Origin of the sequence: Desulfosporosinus nitroreducens (genome assembly GCF_023897015.1) — a bacterium.
Taxonomy (GTDB): Bacteria; Bacillota; Desulfitobacteriia; order Desulfitobacteriales; family Desulfitobacteriaceae; genus Desulfosporosinus; species Desulfosporosinus nitroreducens.
Genome location: NZ_JAMHFY010000010.1, coordinates 14,107 through 39,945, shown reverse-complemented (window position 1 = coordinate 39,945; position 25,839 = coordinate 14,107). Strand labels below are relative to the sequence as shown.

Genomic DNA, 25,839 nt, shown 5'->3' with positions numbered 1-25,839 from the left:
CCTTAGTAAAACCTCTTCTTTAAGAACTTCAATTTCAAGATACTGAGTTTATTTTTCACTCAAACGGCTTTCTGGCAAAGAAATAATGAGAGACTTTAAAAGGTAACGGAATCACTTCAATCTGACTAAAACCAGTTCGTTCTAAGAGATCTAACATCTCTTCTTCTAAAGGTAATCCCTCAAAACCCTCATGACAGGCCAGAAAAAAGCTCATTAAATTTTGCGGAATATGGGTCTTGAATATTTGAAAAGCAGGAGCTCCTCCGCGAAGAGCTGTCAAAATCCCGATTTGTCCGCCTGGTCTTAATAGTTGCATAAGCGAATTTAAAAGTTCCCTGCGTTTTTCACCGTTGAAATAGTAGATATTGTTATTAAGCAGACAACAATCATACGTTCCCGGAGTATCTTTGAACTCAAAAACATCCATCGACTCGATTCGAATTCGCCCTTGATAAGATTCCGTTGCAACTCCAGCCCGATTAGCTACGGAGGGATTAATCTCAAGACCCACTCCTCTTAATCTCGGAAATTCATCGGCCAATCTTTGTAGCAACACTGCTTCCCCGCAGCCTGCATCTAAAACGTTATGCCAACGATCCTTTTCACATTTCCCCTTAAGCACCGGCCAGACAAATAGTTCTGAAGATTTAGAGGCTCTGGAGATGAGCTCATTTTCCATTTCACTATCCATCTGTCCCCGAGGAATTTTGCTCTTAATTAAATCAGGCAATTGCGCAAAACAAGGCCCCCAATGAAGGGCAAACTCTTTGTACATCGCTTCTAAGCCATAGTCACGGTAATCATGAATGGCTCTGCCTGTTTTACTCAGCTGATATCTTCCATTAGTGAAAACTATGAGTTCTTGACTCTTGGCCTGTTCCAGCCAATGATCCAGTAAAAGAGCGTCCCAATTTGGGTTTTCTGCCAGTATATTCTCTTTAGTCTCTTCTTTCAGAAGGCGTTCCCAAAGATTAAGTTCATACCCAGTATGAACAAGCCATAAAAAGCCTAAATTCTCCATGAGCGAAACTGTTTTTCCGAGAAGCGCCAACATTCCTATTTGCATGGGTCCACCTCACCTAAAATATTCGCTAGAAAATTCGGCTAGCGCCAGTCCTTCAGGCGCCAGCGCTAGTAAAGTTCTAATATACTTCTAAAAATCGTATTCTGACTGGCAAAGTCACTTTTATACTTTATTCCTTAAAGCTTATTCTTGTTTGATCAGTGGTGGGCTTAAGTTGCCTGTTTTGCAACCTATCTATACTTCACTTTATGTTTATTGCTAAACAGTAGTGTCTGTCTCTCTAGCCCCTCCGAAAAAACATCCATATATTTCCAAGCAACAGCTTCTTCCAAATATATTTTTGACTAATCGGTTTAACTTGTTCGAGCAAGCTTATAGCAGGGTCTAAATCTTTTAAAGTTTTCTCCAGAGTCAGCAAGGTTTTACCTAAGAGAACAAATTCAGAAGGAATGTGAATTCCATGCCGAAAAATAATATCAAAAAAGTCCTGAATTGATTCCCCCATTTCAAATCTCTTATGGGTAACGTCCATATGTTTATGACGTAAAGCAACAATATCTGCTTGGAATGTTTTTCGGTCCACTGTATCAGCAACTATCCCCATTTGCGAGAGAGTCTTTAAAACGAATGCATCATTTCCTCGAACGAGTCCAGAAACTAATGACAATATTTCATTTCTCATAGAACGGGATAGATGTCCAGAAATCCCGAAATCGATCAAGGCAATTTTATCGTCGGGCAAAATAAGAATATTACCAGGATGAGGATCACCATGGTAACTCCCATCCAGAAAAATTTGATGGAGAAGCGCTTTACTTAATCGATCGGCGATTCGATGAGTATTATGAGTGGTTTCCCGTGTAACTTTTAGCAAGGGAATCCCTGAAATATACTCCATTGTTAAAACTGCAGGATAAGTCAATTCCCAATAAATCTTTGGAATTACTAAATCGCATTTTCTCTTACAAGATTTTGAAACTTTTTCGGCATTTTTCCCTTCATTAATAAAATCCAATTCCCCTTTGATCGTCTCTGAAAACTCCTCAAATATCAAGCGAATAGGATAGCGTTTTCCCCACTGCGTTCTTTGTTCAATTCGGCTGATAATGACTTGGAAAATTTCCAAATCTATTTTAACAGTCTCGCGAAGAAATGGGCGCTGAACTTTTACTGCCACCCTTTCCCCATTATGCAATACTGCCCGATGTACTTGACCAATCGACGCCGCTGCAAGCGGAATAGGATCAAATTCTTTAAAGACTGACTCCATACTGGACTCTAAAGAATCCTCGACTACTCTGCATACTATCCCAAAGGAAAGCGGAGGAACACGGTCTTGGAGTTTCTCTAATTCGTGAATTATAGGTTGCGGAAGTAAATCCGACCGAGTACTTGCTATTTGTCCAATTTTAATAAAAGCCGCGCCCAATTCCTCGAAGGCCTTTCTCAGATGAACTCCAACAATTCCTAAGTTTTTCTCCTGCATTGTGTTTAAATTTCCTGGGATAAGCAAATAGCCGAATCCATGTCTGACGAGTATGGAAAGGATCTCGAAGTAACGTGCAAAATGTCTCTCCGGTATTCCAAACATACTGAAACTCCCCGTTTCTTTAGGCTACTTATATAGTAATGGAACTATTAGCATAACGTGACAACGATTACGCTCCATGGAGCCTTTAACTCAACTTTAATAGTCTAAATGAAAAACTGGAGAACAAATTGTTGTTATCAATTTATTCTCCAGCTCTTAATTATGTTTTGTAATTGCTTCTAAATTCTTGAGAGACTATTGGGATTTTTAACGAGTTATCTTTGTAAAACCCCAGTTAGCTAAGGATACCATAATTGACACAAGAAAGGCGACTCCAAACCCATGCACTGCAAATCCTGGGAATAGCGCACTGGTAAGCATGATCATCCAAGTATTAATCACAAGTGTGAAAACTCCTAGGGTTAATAGATTCAGCGGAATAGTCAATATAATCAGCAATGGACGAATGATTAAATTGACAAGACCCAGGACCATTCCCGCTCCGATAAAATGGAGCAGGGTTGCGGCTTCTATAGGCATAAACCGGGCTGCAACAAAAAACACAAGTGCATTGACCAGAAGACGATAGATTTGTAGTTTCAATCTCTTCCCTCCGTTCACCTTAAGCTAATTTTAACCTGAATATCTCCTGACTTCACATCTACGACATCCAGCCCTTTATATTTCCGTAAATCTTTGCTGACGGCATGCGCCACAGAGATAATTCCACTCGGAGAAAATGTTTTAACCCAATTCAAATGTTTTCGATCCTTCTCATCTCGAGGAAGTGGAATATGTTTTAAGGCTATTTCCCCAACCCAAGCTAAGTCGGTAAGAGCCATGAAGAATTCATCAACAACCCAGACAGGTATAGGCAATGTTAATCCCCTATGCTTTTGAGTTTTAACTTGGACTATTAACAGCATGGCTGTTTTAGTCCACATACACTTCCACCTTGATTCTTCCCTCTACTGGATCAGCAACTTCCACGTCTACGATTTTACCATCTAGGCTTTCTTCAATTATACGTGCAAGTCCCTCCACATCTATGTCATGTAAATCAAGGCCCTTCATCTCCAACTCCGCGCGCTTGTCTGCTGGAATAAAACTCATTGCATAAACCACAAGTTTGGAAGCAGAATGTATCAGACTTAAAGGGACATTCACATTCACCTTCAACGTTTTCTCACCAACTACTCGAACACGAAAGAAGCGTTCTCCTCCCGACAATATGTCTTTTTTAATAAACATATTCTCAGATATCTGCGAGGCCTCCTTATGGGAATTTCCCTCCTCAATCGCCTTAAGTAAATCCATACCTTCTGCGGCTGTCAGCTTCCCTTCTTGAATCATCTCGAGAATTTTCATCTTTTCACTACTCATTTACAACTCTCCTTTCAACGCAATTGGACTTTCAAAAACTAACTATAACTCAAGTGTTACTTATTACTTTCCCTCATCTGTCGTGTAGCTTCTTGGGCCGATATTTCTCCCCGCTCAAGAGCTTCTAGTATCTCCTGTCGGCGCAAACTTTCCTCAGGGGAGTTCCCTTTTCCATTCTCAGTGTCTTTTTCCTTATCCACTCCGTATCCAAGCGCCTCAATAACACTGTCCAAGCGACTGCGTACCGTCGGATAAGAAATACCCAACTCTTTTTCCACCTCTTTGATATTCCCTCGGCACTTAATAAATGCCTCCATGAAAATTAACTGTTCTGCAGGCAACCGACAAAACTTACACGAACTGAACTCCCCTTCGATTTTAGTAGGACAGTATGTACAAGTAAGCTTACTAATCTTCATTTCATGATTGCACACTGGACACTGATGGGGCATCTGATAAGACAAAGATATCACCTCTGCGTCATGTATTATTGCACTTCTCTGCAATTAAATAATAAATCAATTTATTAATTATGTCAATTATTTATTTAATATATTTAATACATTAATTAATATTATTAACATATGGAGGATTTGTCCTCTATGCAGTATAATTAACCATATCGTTCGAGTAATCATAATGCAGCTGGCCTCCGGAGAGACTAGCTGCATTATGATGAATCATCAAATATTATGGAGGGATTATGATGCCGCAAATTAAGATCCGTGGAATCGAGATAGACATGATACGGAAACTAAGCACCCGGCTAATCGATGAACTGACAATAGTGACACAATCTCCAAAGAACGACTTTACCCTTGAAATGATTCACTCAACCTTTGTCTTAGATGGGGAAGTTGCAACGAGTTATCCTTTTGTCGAGATCGCTTGGTTTGACCGAGGGCAAGAGATTCAAGATCAAGTGGCTCAAACCATCAGCAAATTAATCAATGAAGCTGGTTGCCCCAGCGTCGATATTATGTTCACGATCTTGGAGAAACCCCGCTACTATGAAAATGGAGAGCATTACTGATCTTTAAGGTTATAACTTATAAATAATATATCCCCAAAGCCAAAGGAAGTATATATCAATAAGGCAAATCTCACTCTTTTTAATAACAAATCCAGAAACGCGTATTACCAGCACATCGCAAATGTATAACTTCATTTAGAATACCATCTATTATTATAACACGTATCTAATTTCGGCAAAATTCTTCTTCTCTTTCCAGTCCTCACAATATTTTCGTAACGCAAACCTCTGCAACAGCTTCACCATAAAACGACATAAAAAATAAGAGTAGTTTGATAAAATATTATTGTGTCAGATTATTCCTAAAATTTGGCCCATTCAAAATGATTACTTCTAATGCTTGGCGTCAGGCAGACTGGGAACCCTTGTAGTGGCAAAGATGAGGTAAGATGCCGTTAGCGGCATGAAGGTCTAGTATAAAAAGAGGCGGCCTCGCAAAAAATTGCAGGCCGCGTTGAAAGGAGCGGATTAATTGATTTATGCTTTTGATGGTCATACTCCCGAAATAGGGACGGGAACATATGTAAGCGAAACTGCAATAGTGATCGGAAATGTCAAAATCGGAGAGAACTGTTATATTGGGCATGGTGCAATTCTGCGCGGGGATTATGGTAGGATTGAAATTGGCTCAGAGACTGCTGTCGAAGAAGGTGTCATAATACACATTCGGCCCGAAGGGTTAAGCAAAATCGGAAACAGAGTTACGTTTGGCCATGGAGCGATCATTCATTCTGACAACATAGCTGATTGGGCCGTGATAGGAATGGGGGCAATTGTCAGTCTTGGAGCGAAAGTTGGTGCAAAATCTATTGTAGCAGAGGGTTCAGTCGTAAAACAGAATCAGGTTATCCCTGAAAACGTCGTTGTTGCCGGTAATCCGGCTAAAGTGGTTAGAGAACTAGAAGATAAAGACATAAAAATGTGGACATGGGGAAAACAGGTTTATGTCGATCTAGCTGCAAAATACTTAAAAATTGGAATGCAAAGAATACCGGATTAGTTGGCTCTGAGGGCTCTGATGTAACGGGCAAAATTACCACTCGCCCTGATAGCAAGGCTTGTAGTAATTTCGACCAATATCTTCCGGACGCAATTTTATGCTTGGAAAAATTTCATAACATGTTGTTAATCTTTTGGGATACTTCATCGTCACATATCACAAATAATTTCGCATCTGTTGGAATGGGTTCATTTAGCTTAGTGTTTATTGTCATATCACCCTTGTTTGATATTAAGGTGGCCCCTTGCTTAATAAGTGCTAAAAAAGCATCCTCATATGTTTTCCACTCGGGTCTTACAGTTGTTTGATATACGTCGGCACCTCTTTGGCGACTTAATAATTGCGTAAAAATATCCAAGCTTCCTTCATTAAGTGCTGACCTTACAGCCAATCTTGATACAGCATCGTGGGAGAGAACGAAATCATTAACCTTAACATGTTTGAAGTTTTGAATATGTTTTTCCATCATAATTTCAACAGTTGTATGAACATTCGGAGCTAAACTCTCGATAGTTGAAGCTAAAAGTAACGATTTTCCATCAACAAGAGAAGGCTCATCAATTCTTGCATCGGCAAAAATGATTGCTGAACGAGCATTCTTAATGTCTGCTTGTTCAAGTATATCGAGGGAACTTGGGTCACCGCTAATAAAATAGACTTTGGGTTTATCATAAGGATGTTTGTTAATCTCATCAATAATTACAACCTCAATATTCGAGTCTGTGGATAAAATTTCTTCTATCGCATATTGTGCCTTTTTACTCCAATTAATTACGATAATGTGGTTTTTACCTTGAAACTTCAATTGGCCTGCCTCCCTTCTCCTATGAAAATCTGCAACAGCATCAATAATCTTACCAATTACTAAACTTAACAAACCAATGCCGAATACATAAATGAAGATAGTAAGCACTTTTCCTGGAAATGTACTTGGAGAATAATCACCGTAACCAACAGTCGACATCGTTGTTAAAACAAAATACAGAGAATTAAACCAAGTCTCAAATGTCTCAGGCTCAATTAAATAAGCAAATGTTGATACCGTCAGTACAAAAGCAAGAAATCCAAACGCAAGTGCTGTATTCTTCATTTTTAATAATTTCATTGATAAGCGAAGTAAAACGAAGTGCAAAGAGCTTTCCTCCTTTCAAATAAATTGTGATTGCAATTCTGTTGGTAAAATTTCTTATTTTTTATTACAATCTAAGAAAGACCGAAAGATTGATAAGCCTCAATCTTATTAAATCTGCATCTCTTTGTACTGTGGATATTTCCCAACCCAAAAAACTAGGACTATAACTTCTACACAAGTTATTATTTCTCCTTTAATTCAGCGCTAACTGCCAGTGTTTTAATATAATAACCACCCATTTACTAAAACAGGTACAGAAAAGAGGGGATCGGTGTGATGTTTTAAAATACCACCTATTATTAACACTTTGGGGCTGGTCTGGCATGTTATGCTTGATAGTTTCTCTGAAATGTCTATATAATAGTTATAACAGTCGATAATTTCACTCAGAACTAAACCTCCTAACGAAGCTTTCTATATATACATCATAAGGTTATACAGTAGAACGTTTATAATAATACAATTTTAACCAACAAAGCCTCAACTTTTAAATTATAGGGAATCAATAGTAATAATCATCTATCAATTTTCGAGAGGTGTAGAATTTGAATAACCTTGTAATCCAAAGATTATCACAGGCCCTTGAACAGCGTGAGGATGTCGCTCTCGTTATGATTACTAAAACAAAAGGTTCTTGCCCACGGGGAGTTGGCAGTATGATGCTGGTCGATGGTGATGGACACTTACTCGGAGGCACAATCGGTGGCGGAGTATCAGAATCCAAGGCGGCAATTGAAGCTGCCAAGTGCCTTCAACAAGGAGTCTCAAAAACAATCCGTTATGAGCTTAAGATTAATTCCAGTGACCCCCAGCAGCTAGCAATGGTTTGCGGCGGTGAAATTGAAGTATTCATTCGAGTTTTTAAACAAGCCAACCACTTGCTGATTGCTGGGGCTGGCCATATTGCTCGCGCACTTTATCAACTGGCTAAGGTTTTAGGATATTTTATTACGATCATAGACGACAGACCCGAGCTGCTTACTAGAGAACGGTTTCCAGATGCCGATGAGTTAATATCTGGAGATATAGTCACTGAGCTCAAGCGCTACTCAACAAATGAACAAACTTCAATGGTGATTTGTACCTATAAACATACGTTAGACGAAGCAGCGCTGGCTGCGACCATCTCTAAACCAAGCCGTTATCTTGGAATGGTCGGCAGCCGCAAAAAGGTTGCCCTCTGTTTCCAACATCTTGAAGCTCAAGGAGTGACGCTCGAAGCCTTGAGCAAGATTCATACCCCTATAGGGCTTAATCTTGGAGGAGAAACGCCTGAAGAAATTGCCCTTGCTATCTTAGCTGAGATCCAGGCTGTAAAATATGCTCGTAACGCAGATTTCCTGCGTACTTAACCAAAACAATAATCTGGGATGCAAGAAAAAAACACCTTTTATCCGTCTGAACAGACGGATAAAAGGTGTTTTACACTGTTACTCAATTATTAGCCCATTGTGCCCGGACTTAGAAAGCCATCCAACTATTCTCGTATCTCGTAATTATTATTTTCCATATCCAATATGGAATAGCTATAATTTTTTTTATTTCTCTCATCAATTTTAATTAGATCAATTGCGAATTCTTTAGCTTCTTTCAAGGTCTCAAATTCATATTCTCCAATGTGATCTTTGGCAATTTCATCATGTACTACTAAAACAAAAGTCATTTTAATCCCTCTTTCTTCAGTTCTCTAACGAGTCAGAGGCTTATTATCTCTTGTTTGTTACTACATTAGTAATACCATACGATTGATGCTTTTACAATTAGTCTGAAAACTATTTACCTTAACATTTTAGGTTATACTTAATTTTTCTTACAATTGCTCAAATCTAGATAAGCCTGGGATATTGTTTTTTTCCCTCGAACGGACGGATAAAAATGTTTTGATGCAAGTATAGCTCAAGAATGCAGACTAAAGCACTCTTTCGCTTTCACCATAGCCACTATGACTTCGTTTACAGGAACCTCGACCCCTGCTTCATGAGCAAGTTTTACGACTGCGCCATTCAGGGCCTCAATTTCAGTTCGGCGACCGCTCTGAATATCTTGAAGCATCGAGGAATGGTGAGCATAGGTTGGAGGTATTAAGTTGTCATAAAAATTTGTTAAATAATTTTGAGCATCAGGCCAAAACATTGCAATCTTTCTTGCTTGAAGCAAATCAAAAATCTCTTTAACGATCTTATTCATGAGTTCTTGAGTAACAGGTTCTTCGGCCAACTCTCCATAACTCACCTCAAAAATTGCTCCTAAGGAATTTAGTGCAGAATTATAGATGATCTTTCCCCAAATATAGTTCATGATTTCTAAAGATGCTTTTGTAGGAATGAGTGCTTTGCAAAAAATTTCGGCGAACTCCTCTAGCAACACAGGGTTAATGAGATTTTTGGGAGAACCAATCATCACATCATCGGCAATAACAGTCACCTTAGACTCTCCAAGTGCTAAGGTCTCTGCCCCAAAAATAACTCGGCCTAAAACAAGCTTGTCCTCCGCAATAGATTTAGCGGCTGTCTCAAAATTTCCATATCCATTCTGGAAGAGAAATACGTAGGTGTTATCTCCTACTAGCGGAACAATTTCTTGAGCAATCTCTTCTGTAACAAATGATTTTACGGTGACAATTATAATATCAAACTTCTGGTGCTTAAGTTCCGATACTTTAGATACTGCGTTAAAGAGCTTCGCCTTGTGCTCTCCCCAGATTCCAGAAACTTTCACTCCATCTGCCTTGATCTTTTCAATACTTGCTGGTCTGCTTAGCCCCGTCACCTTGTGGCCTGCTAAACTCAAAAGGCAAGAATACACAGTTCCCAAGGCCCCTAAACCGATAACTAAAACTTTCATTTCTTTTCTCCAATCTTACATTGTTTAACAGGATAATTAATGTCGCGGAGCCCATAACATGACAGAGACTCCTGCTATACATATGACGGCACCTAACCAATCATAGATGTCGGGAATTTTTTTATCAACGCCCCATCCCCATAAAACGGCTAAAATAATAAATACCCCTCCATAGGCTGCATAAACTCTCCCAAAGCTCGGGAACTTTTGTAAAGTGGGTATGATACCGTAAAGAACGAGGATGAGTCCCCCCACTATTCCATACCAAATGGGCCGAGCTTCTCTCAGCCAAAGCCATACTAGATAGCCTCCTCCGATTTCGGCTACACCAGCTAGAATAAATAAGAAAATAGCCTGAAGCATAATCAAATATCCCCCCTTTTGCACAGAAACGTATATAAACTAAAGTTTTTTGCTATAATGACTGCTTCTAAACTTTCGAAACATGTTTCTTATTATTATAGCTTTATTTATTAGAAATCAACAGCCACTATTCACTCATGTACATTCGGTACAGTGTAAAGCTTTAATTAATTTTTTGAATAAGAGTCCTCAACTTCCTATTTAAGAAGATTTTATTTATAATAAAAAGGAAATAGTTCATACCTAATAGTTCTTTCAAATAATAGAAGAATCAAAAAGGAGAATTTATGCCGCAAACTGCAGTATTGGAACTTACTAACTTAAGAAAAAAAATTAAAGGAAAGGAAATTGTAAAAGGGGTAAACCTGACTCTTTATCCCTCTCAAATTTATGGTTTCCTAGGTCCTAATGGTGCGGGAAAAACGACAACGATTCGCATGATTGTTGGATTGATAAAACCGACGGAAGGATCAGTAAGAATCTGCGGCTATTCCGTAGCCCATGATTTTGTGAAAGCCCTGTCGAATGTCGGATGCATCATCGAGAGCCCTGATATGTACAAATACTTAACTGGCATGGAAAACTTGCTGCAATTTGCGGCCATGAATAAAACGATTAGTCAACAACGGATTAAAGATGTCGTCGAAATGGTAGGCCTCCAGCATCGGGTCAATGATAAAGTAAGTACCTATTCCTTGGGTATGCGACAACGTCTAGGGATCGCCCAGGCCATCATAGCCAAGCCTAAGCTTCTGATTCTCGATGAACCTACTAATGGACTCGACCCCGCAGGAATCACTGAGTTTAGAAATTTGATCCGAAAACTGGCCTATGAGGAAGGTATGACAGTCTTTGTATCAAGTCATTTACTGTTAGAAATCCAACAAATGTGTGATATCGTCTCTATTATTAAGCAAGGAAGTGTCATCAAAACAGCCACCGTTCAGGAAATCATTCAACATGACGATAAGATCGAATGGCAGATAAATGATCCTGAGAAAGCAATCGCGCTTCTTAGGGACCATTGGCAGATCGAAGCGACTCAGTTAAAAATGAATACCATCAGCGCTGAAATTGGTCAGCATCCCCTTGATAAACTTAATGAATTTTTCATTAGGGAAGGTCTGGGACTCACCTATTGCACAGCAAAACAAAATACCCTTGAAGATCTATTTTTGGGCCTTACGGAAGGTGATCAAATTGTTTAATCTAATTGAAAATGAAGTCCTCAAGATGATTTCTAAGAAACGACTCATGTTTGTCTTGGCAATTCTTGTCGTCCTGATCTCGGTATTTGCCTATGGGCAAAACCATACTGCCGAAAGAACAAAGGCCCAACTCGCTCAACGGATGGGAATTAGCGCAACAGCTGACTGGCGCAAACTGGCTGACCAGCAGTTAATTGATATGAAGAACAGGCTTGACAGCCCTTACAGGGATGAGAAAGATAAATCCTCACTCCGAGTAAGAATTGAACAATTGCAGTATAACCTTGACAACAACATTAACCCCTTGGAGCAGTCTGCTGCAAAATTTACTACCAAATTCATGGAACAATCGATTTTCTTGTTCTTACCTCTTTTGATTATTATGTTGGCAGCAGATATGGTGTCCGGGGAATCCTCCAGCGGAACGATCAAACTGCTCCTCGTCAGGAACGTTCCCAGGTGGAAGATTCTGCTCAGCAAATATTTAACCTTGATGATCTTGGAGATTGTAGTTCTATTTTTTGCTTTTGTATTATCCGTGATTATTTCGGGCCTCTTCTTTGGTCTCGGAGGCTGGCTAGCCCCGGTGGCCACAGGTTTTAAACTTGTAGCAGGAAAATTAGATACCTCCGCTGTCCTTAATGTCCCACAGTGGAGATATACTCTTATGGTTTATTCCTTAGCTTATTTTGTAGCTGTGGTGGTAGGCAGTATCTCATTTATGATCTCTATCTTAGTTAAAAGTACGGCAGCCTCGATTGGCATTATTATGTCAACCGTCGTAGCGGGTAATTTCATCAGCTACTTTCTCTCAGATTGGAAGATTACACGCTACATGTTCATGGTCAATTTACGGCTTACGGATTATTTATCGGGATCGTTCCAGCCCATCGAAGGGATGACGATGCTTTTCTCAATCACTGTCCTGCTGGGATGGGCTGTCGCTTCGATCCTCGTCAGCTTTGTCTACTTTATTAAACAAGATATTCTGGTCTAAGGAGAAATTAAGGTGTTAAAAAAAAGCATGTGGTACTCTGTTCTTGCGATCGCCTGCGCAGGCTTCATCGTTTTAGCCAGCGGTTTCTATCAGGCAATCATCGTCACAACTATGCTCAGCCCTCAGCCATCTTCGGAAGCCCCAATGACTCAAACAACAGAGGATTCAACACTCTCGTCTAAGAATCCCAACTCCGTTCAATTGCTCATCCTGGGAGACTCTGTTGCTAAAGGGACGGGAGATGAAAATAGTAAAGGGTTTTCTGGTTATCTGCCGGAGTATTTCAAAAACAACACCTCTAAAGAAATCATCGTGGATAACGCAGGAATTGACGGACTAGAAAGCATAGGTCTTCTTGAGCAACTCCAAAGCCAGCGGCTTGATAAACTGATCGCAGATTCGGATATTATCTTAGTCTCCATCGGTGGAAATGATATCCGAAGCATCCTATCCCTGAACACTCTTGCTAAAGAAGATGAATTCAAAGTGAGACTAGACAACTACCAGAGCAGCTTAAAGTTAACGTTCAAAGAACTAAGAAACACTAACCCAAATTCCATTATAATTTTTCTTGGTCTTTACAATCCTTATGAAAAAGCAACCAGTCTTGAAGATGCCAGACTTTTGACTACCTGGAACTATAATACCCAACAACTCGTTGAAGAAGATGGAAAAGCAATCTTCATTCCAACCCATGACTTGCTGAAATTTAATGTGGGGAAATATATCGCCCAGGATGGCCTTCATCCAAATTCCGCAGGATATCAAGCGCTCTCCAATAGAATTAGTAAATCGGTAGAAACGATACTCACCGGATTATAGTTTCAAACCAAAGGGAGGTGACAGACTTAGAAAACAAGTTCGTCACCTCCCTGACTTATGGTCACCATCAGCTGAAGTCTGTTTCACACACAATATGAGGGAAAATATTCACACCTCCTTGACCGCCTCCACCCTCTTCTAGAACGACTCTTTGTATTTTCGGTTATTTCACATACCCATGAATCCGGGATAGGATTTTTTGTGTATAAATCCTTTGAGTACAGTACAGAGTAGCATAAAGCGAATATTTATGCGCAAACAACCTTGCTTGTTGAAACAAAGATCCGGAAGGAATGATAGCCATTCAGAAAGATATTGCCCCCACTTGGGAGATGGAACACACTTACAAGCAACTAAGTCCTTTTGAACTCAAAGACAAATTAATTAACCTTGCCAATAAACACGGAGATACAAGCATCTGGTCAATGTTAAATGCAGGGAGAGGCAACCCAAACTGGATTGCAGCAACCCCGCGAGAAGCGTTCTTTACACTGGGTCAATTTGCTATGGTGGAAACCCGCAACGTCTGGAAAGATATCGACCTGGCTGGCATGCCTAATACCAAAGGAATTGCAACACGTCTTAAGGCCTACCTGGAAAACCATCACCACGCTCCCGGAGTCGATTTGCTCAAGAAAAGCATTGATTATGGAACAATAAAGCTGGGATTTGACCCTGATGCCTGGGTTCATGAACTAGTGGATGGGATCATCGGCGATAACTATCCGGTTCCAGATCGTATGCTGGCACACCTTGAACAAATTATTCACGCTTATCTCATTCAGGAAATGTGTAATAACGAATTCCCACCTGGAAAATACGACCTCTTCGCGGTTGAAGGCGGAACCGCTGCCATGTGTTATATCTTTGACTCTCTGATATCGAATAAGTTACTGTCAACTGGGGATAAGATTGCACTCATGGTACCTACCTTTACCCCATATCTAGAGATTCCACATTTAGCACGCTACAATTTTGAAATTATTCGAATTAATGCCCTGGAAATGGATGAGAGAGGGATTCACACTTGGCAATATACAAAATCAGAGCTCGATAAACTTGCTAATCCAAGTATAAAAGCCTTATATGTTGTTAACCCAAGCAACCCACCCTCAGTGGCCATCAGAAACGAGTCAAAAAAACATATCATAGAGATGGTTAAAAACTATAATCCAAATTTAATGATTATCACAGATGATGTTTACGGAACATTTGTCGATAATTTCCGTTCACTGATGGCAGAATTACCGTTTAATACCCTTGGGGTTTACTCGTTCTCAAAGTATTTTGGGGCTACAGGTTGGCGTCTTGGAGTCATCGCTATTCATAAAGACAATATCTTTGATCAATTGATAAAGGATCTTCCGCAAAACAAAACAGACGCGTTGGCGGAGCGTTATGGAACAATCACGCTATATCCTGAAAAACTACGTTTTATTGATCGTATGGTTGCGGACAGTCGCCAAGTCGCCCTAAACCATACAGCAGGTTTATCCACGCCACAGCAAGTGCAAATGGGACTATTTGCTCTTTTTGCGTTGCTTGACCATGAAAATCGTTACAAAGAGTTGACCCAGGAAATTTGTCGCCATCGACAAAAATTATTATACAAGGGCTTTGGACTTGAATTGAGCACTGATAGATTCAACGCTGCCTATTACAGTCAAATTGATTTATTGGTGTGGGCTAAAATTAAGTACGGTAAGGAATTCTGTGACTTTTTAGAAGAAAACTATGAGCCCACTGACTTCCTTTTCCGTTTAGCTAAGGAATCTTCAATTGTGTTGCTTAACGGCATCGGGTTTGGCGGTCCAAAGTGGTCCATTCGTACATCTCTTGCCAATTTGAATGACGAGGCTTATAGAATAATTGGTGAAACTGTCCAAAAAACGTTTGAAGACTATGCAACCTCTTGGAGAGCTTCCAAGGACTCAAAGAAGAAATAAACTTAGGTCTGAAGCACAATTGCTTTCAACATCGTTGCTCAGAAAAAGTTTAAAACCTTTTTTAAACATATTTCACAAACGAGAATCCTAATTCCAACATTTATTACATGACAAAGGCTAGATTGATCATTTCGCATCTAGCCTTCATTACCTCGATGTAATGTGATTGAGCTTTCCACGCAGTCGCTGCTCTGTGATTAATTAGTCTTTAGCCGTCAATGTGTTTTAATACAGTGTAAAAAAGTATTGTCTGTCCCAAACACACCTGTTATAATTTAATTTCAGCATGTTCCTTTAAGTGCAAGTAGTCCTCAGCCCTTGAACATATAAGTTACTTTCGCTTAAATTCAAAAAAGGAGAAAGGATGGCAGTACGGTATTCATAACCAACGTTAAAAGAAACTAAGTGTGGAAGTATGGCAGGTAAATTATCACGCACATAATTCCTAAAGAATTGTTAATAGTCTCTGGATTTATTCTATCAAATTGAAACGGGGTGGCTATATGTTAGGGCTAACTGATCCGGGAGTCATTGCAGCATTTCTCTTGTCCATCGGCAGTACCCTTTTATGTGTTGTTTATGGTTTAATCAATTGGAATAATGACTAAAATAATTCATAGTTGAAGGGTGGAGCAGAAGTGAGTATCTTTATTGTTGTTCTGGCAATTTATATATTAATTACAGCGTTTCTAGGTTATCTCGGTTATAAACATACTAAATCTTCGAAGGATTATATGGTGGCAGGTGGAGATATTCATCCTTATGTTATGGGCATGGCTTACGGAGCAACCTTTATTTCAACTTCTGCTATTGTTGGGTTTGGTGGTGCAGCCGGTTTTTACGGTCTTAGTATGCTATGGCTGACTTTTGCCAACATTTTTGTCGGGATTTTTCTTGCCTTTGTTGTCTTTGGTAAAAAAACACGCTCCTTAGGACAGAAACTTCGAGCCTACACCTTCCCCCACCTCTTGGGAGCACATTACCAGTCAACTTTCATTCGCAAATGGTCCGCAGCTCTTATGAGCATTGTCTTACCACTTTACGCTGCCGCTGTTATGATTGGCGGAGCTAGATTTTTAGAGCAAACCTTACAGATGAATTATAATACAGCACTCTGGGTTCTCTCTCTCATTGTTTTAGCCTACGTCTTCTTCGGGGGCCTAAGAGGAGTTGTTTATACTGATGCCTTTCAAGGCACCTTGATGTTTGTTATGACCTTTCTTCTAATATGTTTTACTTATATGAAGCTTGGCGGAATCTCAGTGGCACATGCTAAACTAAATGCCATGAATAGTCTTGTTCCTGCCGCGCTTGCTAAGCAAGGAATGACCGGCTTTGCATCAATGCCGACCTTCTTAAGTCAAAATTGGTGGTTCGTCATTTCCACCTTAGTACTGGGAGTAGGTATCGGTGTGTTAGCTCAGCCACAGCTGATAGTTCGTTATATGACGGTTAAATCCGGCAAAGAGTTAAACCGAGCCTTAGTTTTTGGCGGAGTTTTCATTCTCTTCATGACCGGTGTAGCCTTTACGGTCGGAGCACTTTCCAATGTCTACTTTCACGAAACGAGCAATACTATTGCTATGACAGCATCCGCCATTGGTGGAACTGGTCCTAACACGGATAAAGTAATACCAATGTTTCTGTCTCAAGCGTTTCCTGCTTGGCTCGTTTACTTTTTCTTACTTGGCCTATTGGCAGCAGCGATGTCTACCTTGAGCGGTCAGCTTCATATTATCTCAACCTCCATTAGTTATGATCTTTTAGGCAAAACAAGTAAAGATGACTCATCTAAGACACTCTTATTAGCCCGTGCAGGTTTAATAGTAGGGTTTCTTGCAACTGTCGTTGTAGCTAACGTTTTACCGGGGAACATAATCGCTGTGGCCACATCCATTTTTTTCGGTCTTTGTGCTGCAGCCTTTCTGCCGATATATGCAGGTGCCCTTTGGTGGCCTCGCGCGAGCAAAACCGGTGCAACTTGGAGTATGCTGGTCGGAACTTTCATTTACAGCTTTATGTGCCTTTTTGTTTATGCTAAGGAATCAGCTATCTTTGGCTTAGCAAATGCTGTTTTTGGCAAAAATTCAATCGCTGGAACAGGACCCTTAAGCTATGTCGATCCCTTGATAGTTGCTCTTCCGGCCAGCATTATCGTCTTTATTATAGTATCGTTATTTTCCAAACCATTAACAAGTGCCACTTAGTAAGCCAATTCCTAAATCGATAAACAGCCACTTTGCCATATAAAGCAAAGTGGCTGTTTTAAGTCTATTCCTCCGAATAAATACGTTTATCCCCTTTAAGGTTTTGCATTTTTTGGATATCCTGAGTCACTTCAATTGTTCCGCGATAAGTTCCGTCAGGATCATGGAGAGCAAAGTATTGAATTAAGACGAACTTACCGTCCATGTGTATCCAGAATTCAGCGGAATCCCGTTTACCGCTTTTAAAATCACCCACGATTTTATTGACAATGTGAACACTGTCCGGAGGGTGACAATCACTGACTTTTCGCCCGATGATAGCCTTGCTTCGTTGGAAAATACGTTCTTTGCCGTAAGAAAAATAACGCACGTTATCTTTCTTATCTACAAATGTAATATCAATCGGGAGATGGTTGAAAATTAGGCTAATCTGCTCAAGTGTCAAAGCACCGGTTGGAAATGGAAGGAGACTTTGGGGACCGTCATTTCTTTGTCCATAATTTGCAGGAAATGCTTTAGGATCGACAGGAGGTTCGGGTGGTACGGAAGGAATCCAGCCGAAGTCGGGTTGAATTAAGGCAAAGCCAATTTCTCCGCTCTGCTCTGCAACCGCAGCCCATTCCCCCTCAGTCAAGGTCTCCATGCTCATAGGAAACATAATGTTTTCTTCTTTGTAGATAAGATCTTCGATTGCCTGAAGAACAGGGAGCGCAGTTTTTTGAATGAGTTCGGTCAGATCTAATAGTTTAACTTGTGGGAGCGAGAGCGCCTGAGAGACTTGCTTAAGTTGAGCCCGTATCTCATCTTGAATAGCCCACATAACCTTTGGAGGACCGCTTACGCCATGCTTTTCTAAATATGGAAAGAGGATGTTTTCCTTACGACTGTAGTGCTTCTCTATTTCCAACAACTGTTGATGCAGAGATTGCCATTCCTTGAGCCCGTCCTCAAAGTTTGCATCTGGGTTCACAATTTGGATTTGTTCCAGAAGAGGGCGAATTGCTTGGACTACACGCTCGATGGCTTTATTTTCTTTGCGGAACGTGTGGATCGGGTGTCCCCCTTGTTCTTGAGACTTAGGTTGGTTATCCAAACTTTCTTTAAACACTGAAACATGGACATCACACAGACTCTTGATTTCTGTTTCCGGTAATCCTTCTTGAATTAACTCTTGTTCAAGGGCTGCAATTTCGGTAGCTCCGACATCAGATAAAAGCTCTCGGAATCGCTCCTTAAGCTCATGGGGATTAACATTTTGGTGAATGTCGCGGATAATTTGTTTAAGAGTCTCTCTGCGTTGTCTTCGATTATCGATCAGTTCGCTCATAACAGATCTCCTTCAATAAAATAATAAAGTTTCCTTTATCATTAAAGGATGTACAATAGGCAATTTATCATACATATTTCTAGCTTATTCTTCCTCTGTGCTACTTTAATTCTCCTGCATTGGGAAACATAAGAGCCAGCTTTCGGGTTCTAGTGAACTGTTCAACTAAAGTTGAATATCGGGACTTCCGTGACGTAAGTCTCCAGTACGATAGTCTCCGGTGGAGATTATCGCCGAAAGCGCACGGCCCGTAACGAATACAATTGCGCTGAGGATAGACTTATGCCGAAGGGGCATATCCACAGACGAATACATTCGCGCCGTAGGATGGACTCTACCTCCTTCGCCGCCAAGTATTTCTATTGGGAAGGCGGCTCGGCGATACTCTCCACTGGAGAGTATCGCCACCGAAGCAAAAGTACGGGGGCACCACTCCCACTTACAAGAAGTGGGAGTCTTAACGTTGGATAAATTCAGATTGACGACGAGCCCGTTGCACGTTATCCTAGCCTTATTAGCGATAACTGTACTGGAAAGGAGTTTAAAATCAATGTTTGCTTCCGTAAATTCAGATTGTATTGGCTGCGGTGCCTGTGTATCAGTTTGTCCTCAAGTATTTAGAATGAATAGCTACGAGATTGCCGAAGCCTATACAAATCCTGTTCCTCACGATGCTGAAGTATCGACTAAAGCAGCCTTGAAAAGTTGCCCAACAGCAGCCATAATTTTAGAATAATCTATGACTCTCCACCTCTTCACCCTGAGTTCATCCAGGGTTTTTTTCTTTTGATTGAATTTCAGTAATATGGAGTATTCGAAAAAGAGGTTTTTCAAAACAAGATGTAGAAATAATATACATAATTCATAACATTATTACGTAAAAATCATTTATTCGACAAATATCGCAAAAATAAGAAGCGTTTTGAGGTGATCAATTTGAAGATACGACATAAAATTTCTCTGGTTGCAATTTCAGGCCTATTCCTTGTAGTTCTATGTTCCGGCATTCTGCTTAGGTTATTATTTATGAATTATGCAGATAAAATCGAAAACTCAATAGTAAGCCAAAATTTCAACCGAGCAATGTCGGTTATTCAAAGAGAAGAATCTTCCCTAGAAAGTACAGTGATGGACTGGGCCTATTGGGATGATACTTACACCTATCTTAACGGCACCTATAGCGAATATGTTGATGTTAACCTACAGGATAATACTTTGACTTCCTTGAATATAAACTATATGGGTTTTTATAATCTTTCAGGGGATACAGTCTTTGCTAAGGCATATGGAATTGATGCAGCGGTAGAGAGTGCATTTAACGAAGAATTACATAAGAGTTTTAAAAATGTTGATTATTATAGAAATTTAGTCTTTAGCCCTGCTCCTATAACCGGACTATTAATAGTTTCTGGACAACCCTTACTGATTTCTATATCACCTGTTACATCGTCTAACCGAGAAGCCTCGAATAATGGGGTAATCGTCTTTTGCAAGTTGATTGATCAAAAATTTCTTGACTATCTTAAAGATGTCTTAAAAGTAGGTATAAATTTTCATACATCGCAAGATCCCGAAATACTGGAAACTTTGGAACAGGACACTGTTATGCTGTCCTCTGATCACACTATCCTGTACATTAAGAAGACCACAGATTCTATAACAAGTTATGCACTAATAAATAATATGGAAAATACTACTGAAATTTTTTTGAAACTTGATACTGATCGATTTATGTATCGCGATGGATTGAAGATTATCAATTACTCCAGTTTTGCATTTATTGCGACATTCTTAATTATTTCCAGTATATGTTTAAGGATTTTGGAGTTCTCTGTCTTTAGACGCATTGAAAAGCTGGACCGTTTTATGAATTGTATAAGAAACAAAAAACAGATGTCCAAAACGATCTCTTTACCAGGGAATGATGAAATCTCCAATCTCGCTTCGAGTGCCAATGAAATGTTGCAAGAGCTTGATAGCCATTATAAAGAAATTAGAATCAATGAAGAACGGTTCAAATTAATCATGGAAGCAACTAATGATGGCTATTTTGATACTGATCTATTAATGAATAAATTTAATATCAGTCCTGACTTGCTTAAATATCTAGGATACATGAACCATAAAGGTTATCTGGATTATGATCAAGTAATAAATATAATACATCCGGAGGACAAAACTCTTTTTAGAGCTGCTTTGAGTGATTGCTTCAAAGGTAACGATGAAAAACTAATGGTAGAATGCAGAGTGAGAAAGAGTTCCGGAGAATGGTTATGGCTTCAATGTCGAGGGAAAATTGTCCGATATGATGATTTCAAAAATCCAAAGCGCTTAATCGGTACCATCTCGGATATTACCCAACGCAAAAACTATGAGGCAGAAAACCTTTACCTTAGCCAAACGGATATGGTGACAACTCTAAAAAACAGAACCTTTGTAGAAGTATTATTAGAAAAAGCTGATAAATGCACTTCATGTAACAGTTGGATCATAATGGGTGATATTAATGGGCTAAGACTTATTAATGATACGTTTGGGCACCAAGAAGGGGATCGCCTTTTGCGCTGCATCGGAGAGATTCTCAAGAATTGCTGTTCCACGGGTGATATTCCTGCAAGGTGGAGCGGGGACGAATTTATTATTTTTATTAAAGACAACCATTCTGACTATGTTGATATTTTAATTGAGAAAATAAAAAAAGAGTGTGAAAATCTGAAAGCTTATCAAGCCCCAATCAGTCTTTCCTGGGGACGAGCTTACAAAGATCGTCTGCACACTGATATGAATGCAGTTATAAAGCTGGCGGAAGAACGGATGTACCGGAATAAACTTCTGGAAAGCAGAAGTGCGAAAAGTTCAATATTAAGTTCGCTTGAGCAATCCCTCCATGAAAAACACATCGAAACTGAAGAACACACTAGGAGAATCGAACAAATGTGCAGCCTGATAGGTAAAAGAATGGGCCTATCCCAAGAAGAACTTGATGAAGTAGCTCTTCTAAGCCTTCTTCATGATATCGGCAAAATAGGAATACCCGAAGCCATCTTGCTTAAACCGGATAAACTAACCACAGATGAATGGGAAGTAATGAGAACTCATTCCGAAATAGGATACCGCATCGCAGTATCGACACCTGATTTGGCACACGTAGCCAATGAAATTCTGTCCCATCATGAAAGATATGATGGCACCGGTTATCCTCAAGGCCTGAAAGGCAAAGAAATCCCAAAATTATCACGACTTCTGGCAATTGTAGATTCCTTTGATGTTATGACTCACGCCAGACACTACAAAGAGGCAATAACCATTGAAAGTGCTGTACTAGAAATCAAAAGCTGCTCTGGAAAACAGTTCGATCCTGACATGGTAGAACAGTTCTTGGCCATATTAAGTGAGGATTCATCTATTGATAAGAACCTTTGAATTCCTTACCAAGGCCGGAATGTTAAAAGTTGATCCTAAATACAAATAATATAAAAACGCCTAAAAGCTAACTCCTTCGAGTTAGCTTTTAGGCGTTTTTTTCATGTATTCAGAGTTAAGAACAAAACCAACAGTTTGAAAATCCTATTCAATAATATAATCAATAAAAAGAGTTCGCTCCTGCACAAGATTGTACTCGGCAACCTTTACTTGACTAAGATTTACCTTCCCGTCAAAAACTCGTACGATTGGACGAGTAGGCAATCCTTTATTTTGACCGACAATAACTCCGGTTTCTCCATTATTAAGCTTAACAGTATACCCTGTAGGGTAAGCAGCAATATGTTGTAAAAAGATGTGAATCAACTCATGGCGGAAACGCACCCCAGCATTAGCCATTAGTATTTCACAAGCTACATGGGGTAAAACCCGAGGAATACCGGGTGAACCATGGATAAGACAATCGTAGAAGTCGGCTACGGCAACAATTTCTGCCAGAGGGTGAATAGAAGGGCCCTTTAGTTTTCGCGGATAGCCATTGCCATTTGTCCATTCATGATGTTGATAAGCCATATGCGCAATGATAATACTAGTTTGTGCTTTTTTGCGGACAATATCATAGCCCTCCGTGGTATGATTTTGATAAACCTCTTTCTCGTCATTCGTTAGGGGACCTCTTTTATTAAGAATCTCGGAAGGCAAATTGACAATTCCCACATCATGGAGCAACGCACCTTGAGCAAGATCATTAAGCTTGTCTACCGGCAAGCCCAGTCCTTTGCCTAAAACGCAAGATAATACGCAGACATTAACGGAATGAGCGTATACTCGATTATCAATGTTACGCATATCCATAAGGCTAATCATTATTTCCTTTTGAAAGAGAATATCTTGTACGATATTACTTACTGCTTCTTTTATGTTAATTTCTTTATTCTTTCCGGTTTGAATAGTTTTGCATGATTTTTCTATAGCTGACATAGCATTAAATCGGTGCTGATCTGAAATAACATCTTCAATGATAATGTCACTAGTCAAATCATCCTCGATATAAATACCATGCATATCCAATTGCCGCAGTCGATTAATAAACTGAGATTTGAGTACCACGCCTTTACCGAGTAATATCTTACCATTTGAGGAATAAATCTCTTTTGCTAGAACATCCCCGTCTTTAAGGCGCTGAACACTTACTTCCCGCACTTTGTTGCCTCTCTTCTTCGATTATAGTTTATCTACTGATTCGACACGTTATGTTAATTCCTTTAATATTTCGACATAAATCCGTCATATCCTTTAACCTTGAATACAATTATACCTACTTGGAATTAATTTCTTCTTTATCGCTTAACAAAAAAACCGCAATACTGCGGTTTGGTAATTGCATAGTAATTCTAACGTGCTTTTTGGAACTTGAGTGTAAGTCTACCATTTCGGGGTTAGTGCCATTCTTAACGGCGGGCCCCAAGTTCCATATCCTGGGGAGACAATGAGATGATAACTGTCTTTGGTAAGCAATCTCCCCCACATAAGCCCTCCGTTTAGGTAAATCTTTGTAAAGAAAACTATAGGTGTAATATATTTTCTACCTTCTTGGGATGAAATCCTTCTCTCAAAACGGTCTAATTTCTAAATTAGTGACGGAGATGTTCACGAACGATAAATCCCATTAGTAATAACTGAACATCTCTGCCGAGCGTTGTCAGATGTGAAATAGAAATACTTTATTCAGTGGCTTGAATAGCTCCCATCGGACAATATTTCACACATTTCTTGCAGCTAATGCATTTTTCCTGGTCGATAGTTGGGGCTTCAAATCCGTTTTGACTCATCGCACCTGCCGGACAAACTCGTAACGAAGGACAAGGATGGTTTTGAGGACATCTATTTTTGCTAACTGTGATATTCATAAATACACCTTCTTCTATATTATTTCCGACCATACCCCCATGGGGTATATTAAAAGTATAAAGTTTGAGGCCTAAATTGTCAATAGCACCCCAGGGATTTCTAACAGCATTAAAATCTCTAAGAGCAATTGCAATTCAGAATAAGAAAAACCGCACAAAAATGTACAGTTTTTTTAATCAATCTAAAGAATATCAACTTGGATTTAAGCAGAGTTTCATAAAATAGGCGTGTAAACAAAATCACATCAAGACATACTAACTGCATTACAGAAATATTAAATAAGACCTTATGCCGAATTTCATTTATAAAATATTTGACTTTAAAAATTGCTATAAATAATCTACTCTTATAGGGCAGAATACCTCGATGGCAATGGAATCCTCCATTACATCAGCACCATGCTCAGCATCTCCTGGAATACACCAGCTATCTCCGGTAAACATTTCGAATTTTTGCTCGTTAATATGAAGAATTATATGACCCGAAATTAGATAACCCGTTTGTTCCTGCGGATGTTTATGCATGGGTAGACTTCTTCCTTTTTCCAGCTTGAATTCCGTCATTAAAGTGTTATTCCCATAAACGAGAGTTTTTCGCTTAATACCCTCAATTGCATTTACGTAGCCGTCTTTTGATGCCTTACCAGTCAATTGTTGTTTCATATAATTCAGTCCTTTCGCTAAAATTCCTGATTCACCAAGACGATAGCCCCCAACCTGGCTAGACTCCGCCCTGCTGTAAACAGCCTTCGAGTGGAGCGTCTTCATGATCAGACATGATCATCCGCTCATTGCAACAGATAAGATACCCCGCTAGCGACTATAAAATAAGAGTGGTCAATCCGAAAACGAAGAAATGTGTAACCAATGCCTCGTATCCCCACCGCCCAAAAATGTGCCGATGGCAATGGGGTTGTAATTGGCTAAAGGTCTTTTCATTTCGAAATCTTTATAATACAGTTCCCTAACTCTTTATCTGCTAATTTACATACAAAATGATCTCCGTCAAGAACCGGCCCTACTCCCGCCGGAGTACCTGTGAAAATGATATCCCCTCGATCTAGCCCCAGGTGTCTAGCCGTATAATCAACAATTGTCGGCAAGTCAAATATAACGTTCTTCATATTGCCACGTTGGACCTCTTGTCCATTTTTCTCCAAAGAAAAGTCAAGTTCCATCAATGCCTTAAGACCAACAAAAGGTTGCCAAGAGGTGATTACAGCCGAGTTCATAAACCCTTTGGCAAGTACCCAAGGATAGCCCTTCCCTTTTAGCTCTGTCTGCACATCACGTAATGTAAAGTCGATACCTATAGCCATTTGGTCTATAAGGTCATCCACCTTAATTCCCGGCTCATATCGTCTGTTAATATGAAATACCAGCTCCGCTTCATAATGAATTTGGCCCCGATCTCCCGGAAAAATTATCTCACTTCCATTAGCCTCAGCTAAAGAATGGGTTGGCTTAGTAAACAATAACGGGACTTGTGGCACGGCATTGTTAAGTTCATGAGCGTGTTGTACATAATTTCGACCAACGCAAATTATGTTTTTAATAGATTCTAGCATGAGTTGCCTCCTAAACGATTTTTGGAGTCAATCTTCTCTCGACTCCTAAGTCCTATGAAATATAACATACGCCCTTCTCGCGAACAAAACTTAAAACAATATAATAAAGAATTTTTATGTT

Annotated in this window: 26 protein-coding genes; 11 read left to right on the top strand and 15 right to left on the bottom strand. The window is 39.7% G+C overall.

Annotated elements, in window-relative coordinates; genetic code table 11:
- Nucleotides 1-55 precede the first annotated feature (55 nt).
- The 6 genes from M8E35_RS12595 to M8E35_RS12570 form a co-directional block, all read right to left on the bottom strand.
- On the bottom strand, nt 56-1,066 hold the full coding sequence (locus tag M8E35_RS12595; protein ID WP_252469478.1) for a class I SAM-dependent methyltransferase: 1,011 nt from the start codon (nt 1,064-1,066) through the stop codon (nt 56-58).
- 238 nt (nt 1,067-1,304) lie between these two features.
- The gene (locus tag M8E35_RS12590; RefSeq protein WP_252469477.1) at nt 1,305-2,615 is read right to left on the bottom strand and encodes an ABC1 kinase family protein; all 1,311 of its coding nucleotides are present in this window, start codon (nt 2,613-2,615) and stop codon (nt 1,305-1,307) included.
- A gap of 207 nt (nt 2,616-2,822) precedes the next feature.
- A complete protein-coding gene (locus tag M8E35_RS12585; RefSeq protein ID WP_252469476.1) occupies nt 2,823-3,158 on the bottom strand; it encodes a phage holin family protein in 336 nt (111 codons plus the stop codon).
- A 14-nt stretch (nt 3,159-3,172) separates the two neighbouring features.
- Nucleotides 3,173-3,499 carry a hypothetical protein gene (locus M8E35_RS12580; RefSeq protein ID WP_252469475.1) on the bottom strand — a complete coding sequence of 109 codons (327 nt, stop codon included), beginning with the start codon at nt 3,497-3,499 and terminating at the stop codon, nt 3,173-3,175.
- Nucleotides 3,489-3,938, bottom strand: coding sequence for an SHOCT-like domain-containing protein (locus tag M8E35_RS12575; protein ID WP_252469473.1), 450 nt, complete (start codon nt 3,936-3,938; stop codon nt 3,489-3,491). The genes M8E35_RS12580 and M8E35_RS12575 overlap by 11 nt, the downstream gene beginning before the upstream one ends.
- A gap of 56 nt (nt 3,939-3,994) precedes the next feature.
- A complete protein-coding gene (locus tag M8E35_RS12570) occupies nt 3,995-4,402 on the bottom strand; it encodes a DUF2089 domain-containing protein (protein WP_252469472.1) in 408 nt (135 codons plus the stop codon).
- A 242-nt stretch (nt 4,403-4,644) separates the two neighbouring features.
- On the opposite strand from M8E35_RS12570, the gene M8E35_RS12565 reads away from it, so the two are divergent.
- Nucleotides 4,645-4,971 carry a DUF1904 domain-containing protein gene (locus tag M8E35_RS12565; protein WP_252469470.1) on the top strand — a complete coding sequence of 109 codons (327 nt, stop codon included), beginning with the start codon at nt 4,645-4,647 and terminating at the stop codon, nt 4,969-4,971.
- A gap of 472 nt (nt 4,972-5,443) precedes the next feature.
- Complete coding sequence (locus M8E35_RS12560; protein ID WP_252469468.1) at nt 5,444-5,971, top strand: gamma carbonic anhydrase family protein; 528 nt, start codon at nt 5,444-5,446, stop codon at nt 5,969-5,971.
- Between the two features lie 112 nt (nt 5,972-6,083).
- Here M8E35_RS12560 and M8E35_RS12555 read toward each other — a convergent pair whose 3' ends face one another.
- On the bottom strand, nt 6,084-7,103 hold the full coding sequence (locus M8E35_RS12555) for a potassium channel family protein (protein WP_252469466.1): 1,020 nt from the start codon (nt 7,101-7,103) through the stop codon (nt 6,084-6,086).
- 545 nt (nt 7,104-7,648) lie between these two features.
- On the opposite strand from M8E35_RS12555, the gene M8E35_RS12550 reads away from it, so the two are divergent.
- On the top strand, nt 7,649-8,455 hold the full coding sequence (locus M8E35_RS12550; RefSeq protein WP_252469464.1) for an XdhC family protein: 807 nt from the start codon (nt 7,649-7,651) through the stop codon (nt 8,453-8,455).
- A 125-nt stretch (nt 8,456-8,580) separates the two neighbouring features.
- Here M8E35_RS12550 and M8E35_RS12545 read toward each other — a convergent pair whose 3' ends face one another.
- From M8E35_RS12545 to M8E35_RS12535, 3 genes are all read right to left on the bottom strand, one after another.
- Nucleotides 8,581-8,766 carry a hypothetical protein gene (locus tag M8E35_RS12545; RefSeq protein ID WP_252469462.1) on the bottom strand — a complete coding sequence of 62 codons (186 nt, stop codon included), beginning with the start codon at nt 8,764-8,766 and terminating at the stop codon, nt 8,581-8,583.
- Between the two features lie 233 nt (nt 8,767-8,999).
- A complete protein-coding gene (locus M8E35_RS12540; protein WP_252469461.1) occupies nt 9,000-9,947 on the bottom strand; it encodes a ketopantoate reductase family protein in 948 nt (315 codons plus the stop codon).
- 36 nt (nt 9,948-9,983) lie between these two features.
- Nucleotides 9,984-10,310 (bottom strand): YnfA family protein, encoded by a 327-nt coding sequence (locus tag M8E35_RS12535; protein ID WP_252469460.1) that lies wholly within the window; start codon nt 10,308-10,310, stop codon nt 9,984-9,986.
- A 287-nt stretch (nt 10,311-10,597) separates the two neighbouring features.
- Here M8E35_RS12535 and M8E35_RS12530 point away from each other — a divergent pair, with 287 nt between their 5' ends.
- The 6 genes from M8E35_RS12530 (at nt 10,598) to M8E35_RS12510 (ending at nt 17,490) form a co-directional block, all read left to right on the top strand.
- A complete protein-coding gene (locus tag M8E35_RS12530) occupies nt 10,598-11,518 on the top strand; it encodes an ABC transporter ATP-binding protein (RefSeq protein WP_252469459.1) in 921 nt (306 codons plus the stop codon).
- On the top strand, nt 11,502-12,515 hold the full coding sequence (locus M8E35_RS12525) for an ABC transporter permease (protein ID WP_252469458.1): 1,014 nt from the start codon (nt 11,502-11,504) through the stop codon (nt 12,513-12,515). Before M8E35_RS12530 ends, M8E35_RS12525 begins: the two co-directional genes overlap by 17 nt.
- Before the next feature lie 12 nt (nt 12,516-12,527).
- Nucleotides 12,528-13,337 carry a GDSL-type esterase/lipase family protein gene (locus tag M8E35_RS12520; protein ID WP_252469457.1) on the top strand — a complete coding sequence of 270 codons (810 nt, stop codon included), beginning with the start codon at nt 12,528-12,530 and terminating at the stop codon, nt 13,335-13,337.
- Nucleotides 13,338-13,630: 293 nt separating this feature from the next.
- The gene (aspD, locus tag M8E35_RS12515; protein ID WP_252469456.1) at nt 13,631-15,283 is read left to right on the top strand and encodes an aspartate 4-decarboxylase; all 1,653 of its coding nucleotides are present in this window, start codon (nt 13,631-13,633) and stop codon (nt 15,281-15,283) included.
- Between the two features lie 503 nt (nt 15,284-15,786).
- On the top strand, nt 15,787-15,891 hold the full coding sequence (locus M8E35_RS26955; RefSeq protein ID WP_366946805.1) for a symporter small accessory protein: 105 nt from the start codon (nt 15,787-15,789) through the stop codon (nt 15,889-15,891).
- Nucleotides 15,892-15,921: 30 nt separating this feature from the next.
- Entirely contained in the window at nt 15,922-17,490 is a 1,569-nt protein-coding gene (locus M8E35_RS12510; RefSeq protein WP_252469455.1) for a sodium:solute symporter family protein, read from the top strand.
- Between the two features lie 64 nt (nt 17,491-17,554).
- Here M8E35_RS12510 and M8E35_RS12505 read toward each other — a convergent pair whose 3' ends face one another.
- Nucleotides 17,555-18,817: a DUF438 domain-containing protein gene (locus M8E35_RS12505; protein WP_252469454.1), complete on the bottom strand. Its 1,263-nt coding sequence runs from the start codon at nt 18,815-18,817 to the stop codon at nt 17,555-17,557.
- A 550-nt stretch (nt 18,818-19,367) separates the two neighbouring features.
- Between M8E35_RS12505 and M8E35_RS12500 the strand changes: the two genes are divergently transcribed.
- Together M8E35_RS12500 and M8E35_RS12495 are read left to right on the top strand one after the other, a co-directional pair.
- Nucleotides 19,368-19,553, top strand: a complete 186-nt coding sequence (locus M8E35_RS12500) for a ferredoxin (protein ID WP_252469586.1) — start codon at nt 19,368-19,370, stop codon at nt 19,551-19,553.
- Nucleotides 19,554-19,753: 200 nt separating this feature from the next.
- Nucleotides 19,754-22,240, top strand: coding sequence for an HD domain-containing phosphohydrolase (locus tag M8E35_RS12495; protein WP_252469453.1), 2,487 nt, complete (start codon nt 19,754-19,756; stop codon nt 22,238-22,240).
- A 144-nt stretch (nt 22,241-22,384) separates the two neighbouring features.
- Here the strand turns inward: M8E35_RS12495 and M8E35_RS12490 are convergent, their stop codons facing one another.
- From M8E35_RS12490 to M8E35_RS12475, 4 genes are all read right to left on the bottom strand, one after another.
- A complete protein-coding gene (locus tag M8E35_RS12490; RefSeq protein ID WP_252469451.1) occupies nt 22,385-23,443 on the bottom strand; it encodes an HD-GYP domain-containing protein in 1,059 nt (352 codons plus the stop codon).
- A 521-nt stretch (nt 23,444-23,964) separates the two neighbouring features.
- Entirely contained in the window at nt 23,965-24,150 is a 186-nt protein-coding gene (locus M8E35_RS12485) for a 4Fe-4S binding protein (protein ID WP_252469450.1), read from the bottom strand.
- Between the two features lie 330 nt (nt 24,151-24,480).
- Nucleotides 24,481-24,918 carry a cupin domain-containing protein gene (locus M8E35_RS12480; protein WP_252469449.1) on the bottom strand — a complete coding sequence of 146 codons (438 nt, stop codon included), beginning with the start codon at nt 24,916-24,918 and terminating at the stop codon, nt 24,481-24,483.
- Between the two features lie 167 nt (nt 24,919-25,085).
- Nucleotides 25,086-25,718: a fumarylacetoacetate hydrolase family protein gene (locus M8E35_RS12475; protein ID WP_252469448.1), complete on the bottom strand. Its 633-nt coding sequence runs from the start codon at nt 25,716-25,718 to the stop codon at nt 25,086-25,088.
- Nucleotides 25,719-25,839 lie beyond the last annotated feature (121 nt).

Excerpts from the sequence above, each read along its gene's own strand:
- M8E35_RS12595 (WP_252469478.1), bottom strand. The coding sequence starts at position 1,066 with ATGCAAATAGGAATGTTGGCGCTTCTCGGAAAAACAGTTTCGCTCATG.
- M8E35_RS12590 (WP_252469477.1), bottom strand. The coding sequence starts at position 2,615 with ATGTTTGGAATACCGGAGAGACATTTTGCACGTTACTTCGAGATCCTT.
- aspD (WP_252469456.1), top strand. The coding sequence starts at position 13,631 with ATGATAGCCATTCAGAAAGATATTGCCCCCACTTGGGAGATGGAACAC.
- M8E35_RS12480 (WP_252469449.1), bottom strand. The coding sequence starts at position 24,918 with ATGAAGACGCTCCACTCGAAGGCTGTTTACAGCAGGGCGGAGTCTAGC.
- M8E35_RS12565 (WP_252469470.1), top strand. The coding sequence starts at position 4,645 with ATGCCGCAAATTAAGATCCGTGGAATCGAGATAGACATGATACGGAAA.
- M8E35_RS12540 (WP_252469461.1), bottom strand. The coding sequence starts at position 9,947 with ATGAAAGTTTTAGTTATCGGTTTAGGGGCCTTGGGAACTGTGTATTCT.
- M8E35_RS12535 (WP_252469460.1), bottom strand. The coding sequence starts at position 10,310 with ATGCTTCAGGCTATTTTCTTATTTATTCTAGCTGGTGTAGCCGAAATC.
- M8E35_RS12580 (WP_252469475.1), bottom strand. The coding sequence starts at position 3,499 with ATGTGGACTAAAACAGCCATGCTGTTAATAGTCCAAGTTAAAACTCAA.
- M8E35_RS12475 (WP_252469448.1), bottom strand. The coding sequence starts at position 25,718 with ATGCTAGAATCTATTAAAAACATAATTTGCGTTGGTCGAAATTATGTA.
- M8E35_RS12545 (WP_252469462.1), bottom strand. The coding sequence starts at position 8,766 with ATGACTTTTGTTTTAGTAGTACATGATGAAATTGCCAAAGATCACATT.
- M8E35_RS12575 (WP_252469473.1), bottom strand. The coding sequence starts at position 3,938 with ATGAGTAGTGAAAAGATGAAAATTCTCGAGATGATTCAAGAAGGGAAG.
- M8E35_RS26955 (WP_366946805.1), top strand. The coding sequence starts at position 15,787 with ATGTTAGGGCTAACTGATCCGGGAGTCATTGCAGCATTTCTCTTGTCC.
- M8E35_RS12505 (WP_252469454.1), bottom strand. The coding sequence starts at position 18,817 with ATGAGCGAACTGATCGATAATCGAAGACAACGCAGAGAGACTCTTAAA.
- M8E35_RS12485 (WP_252469450.1), bottom strand. The coding sequence starts at position 24,150 with ATGAATATCACAGTTAGCAAAAATAGATGTCCTCAAAACCATCCTTGT.
- M8E35_RS12530 (WP_252469459.1), top strand. The coding sequence starts at position 10,598 with ATGCCGCAAACTGCAGTATTGGAACTTACTAACTTAAGAAAAAAAATT.
- M8E35_RS12500 (WP_252469586.1), top strand. The coding sequence starts at position 19,368 with ATGTTTGCTTCCGTAAATTCAGATTGTATTGGCTGCGGTGCCTGTGTA.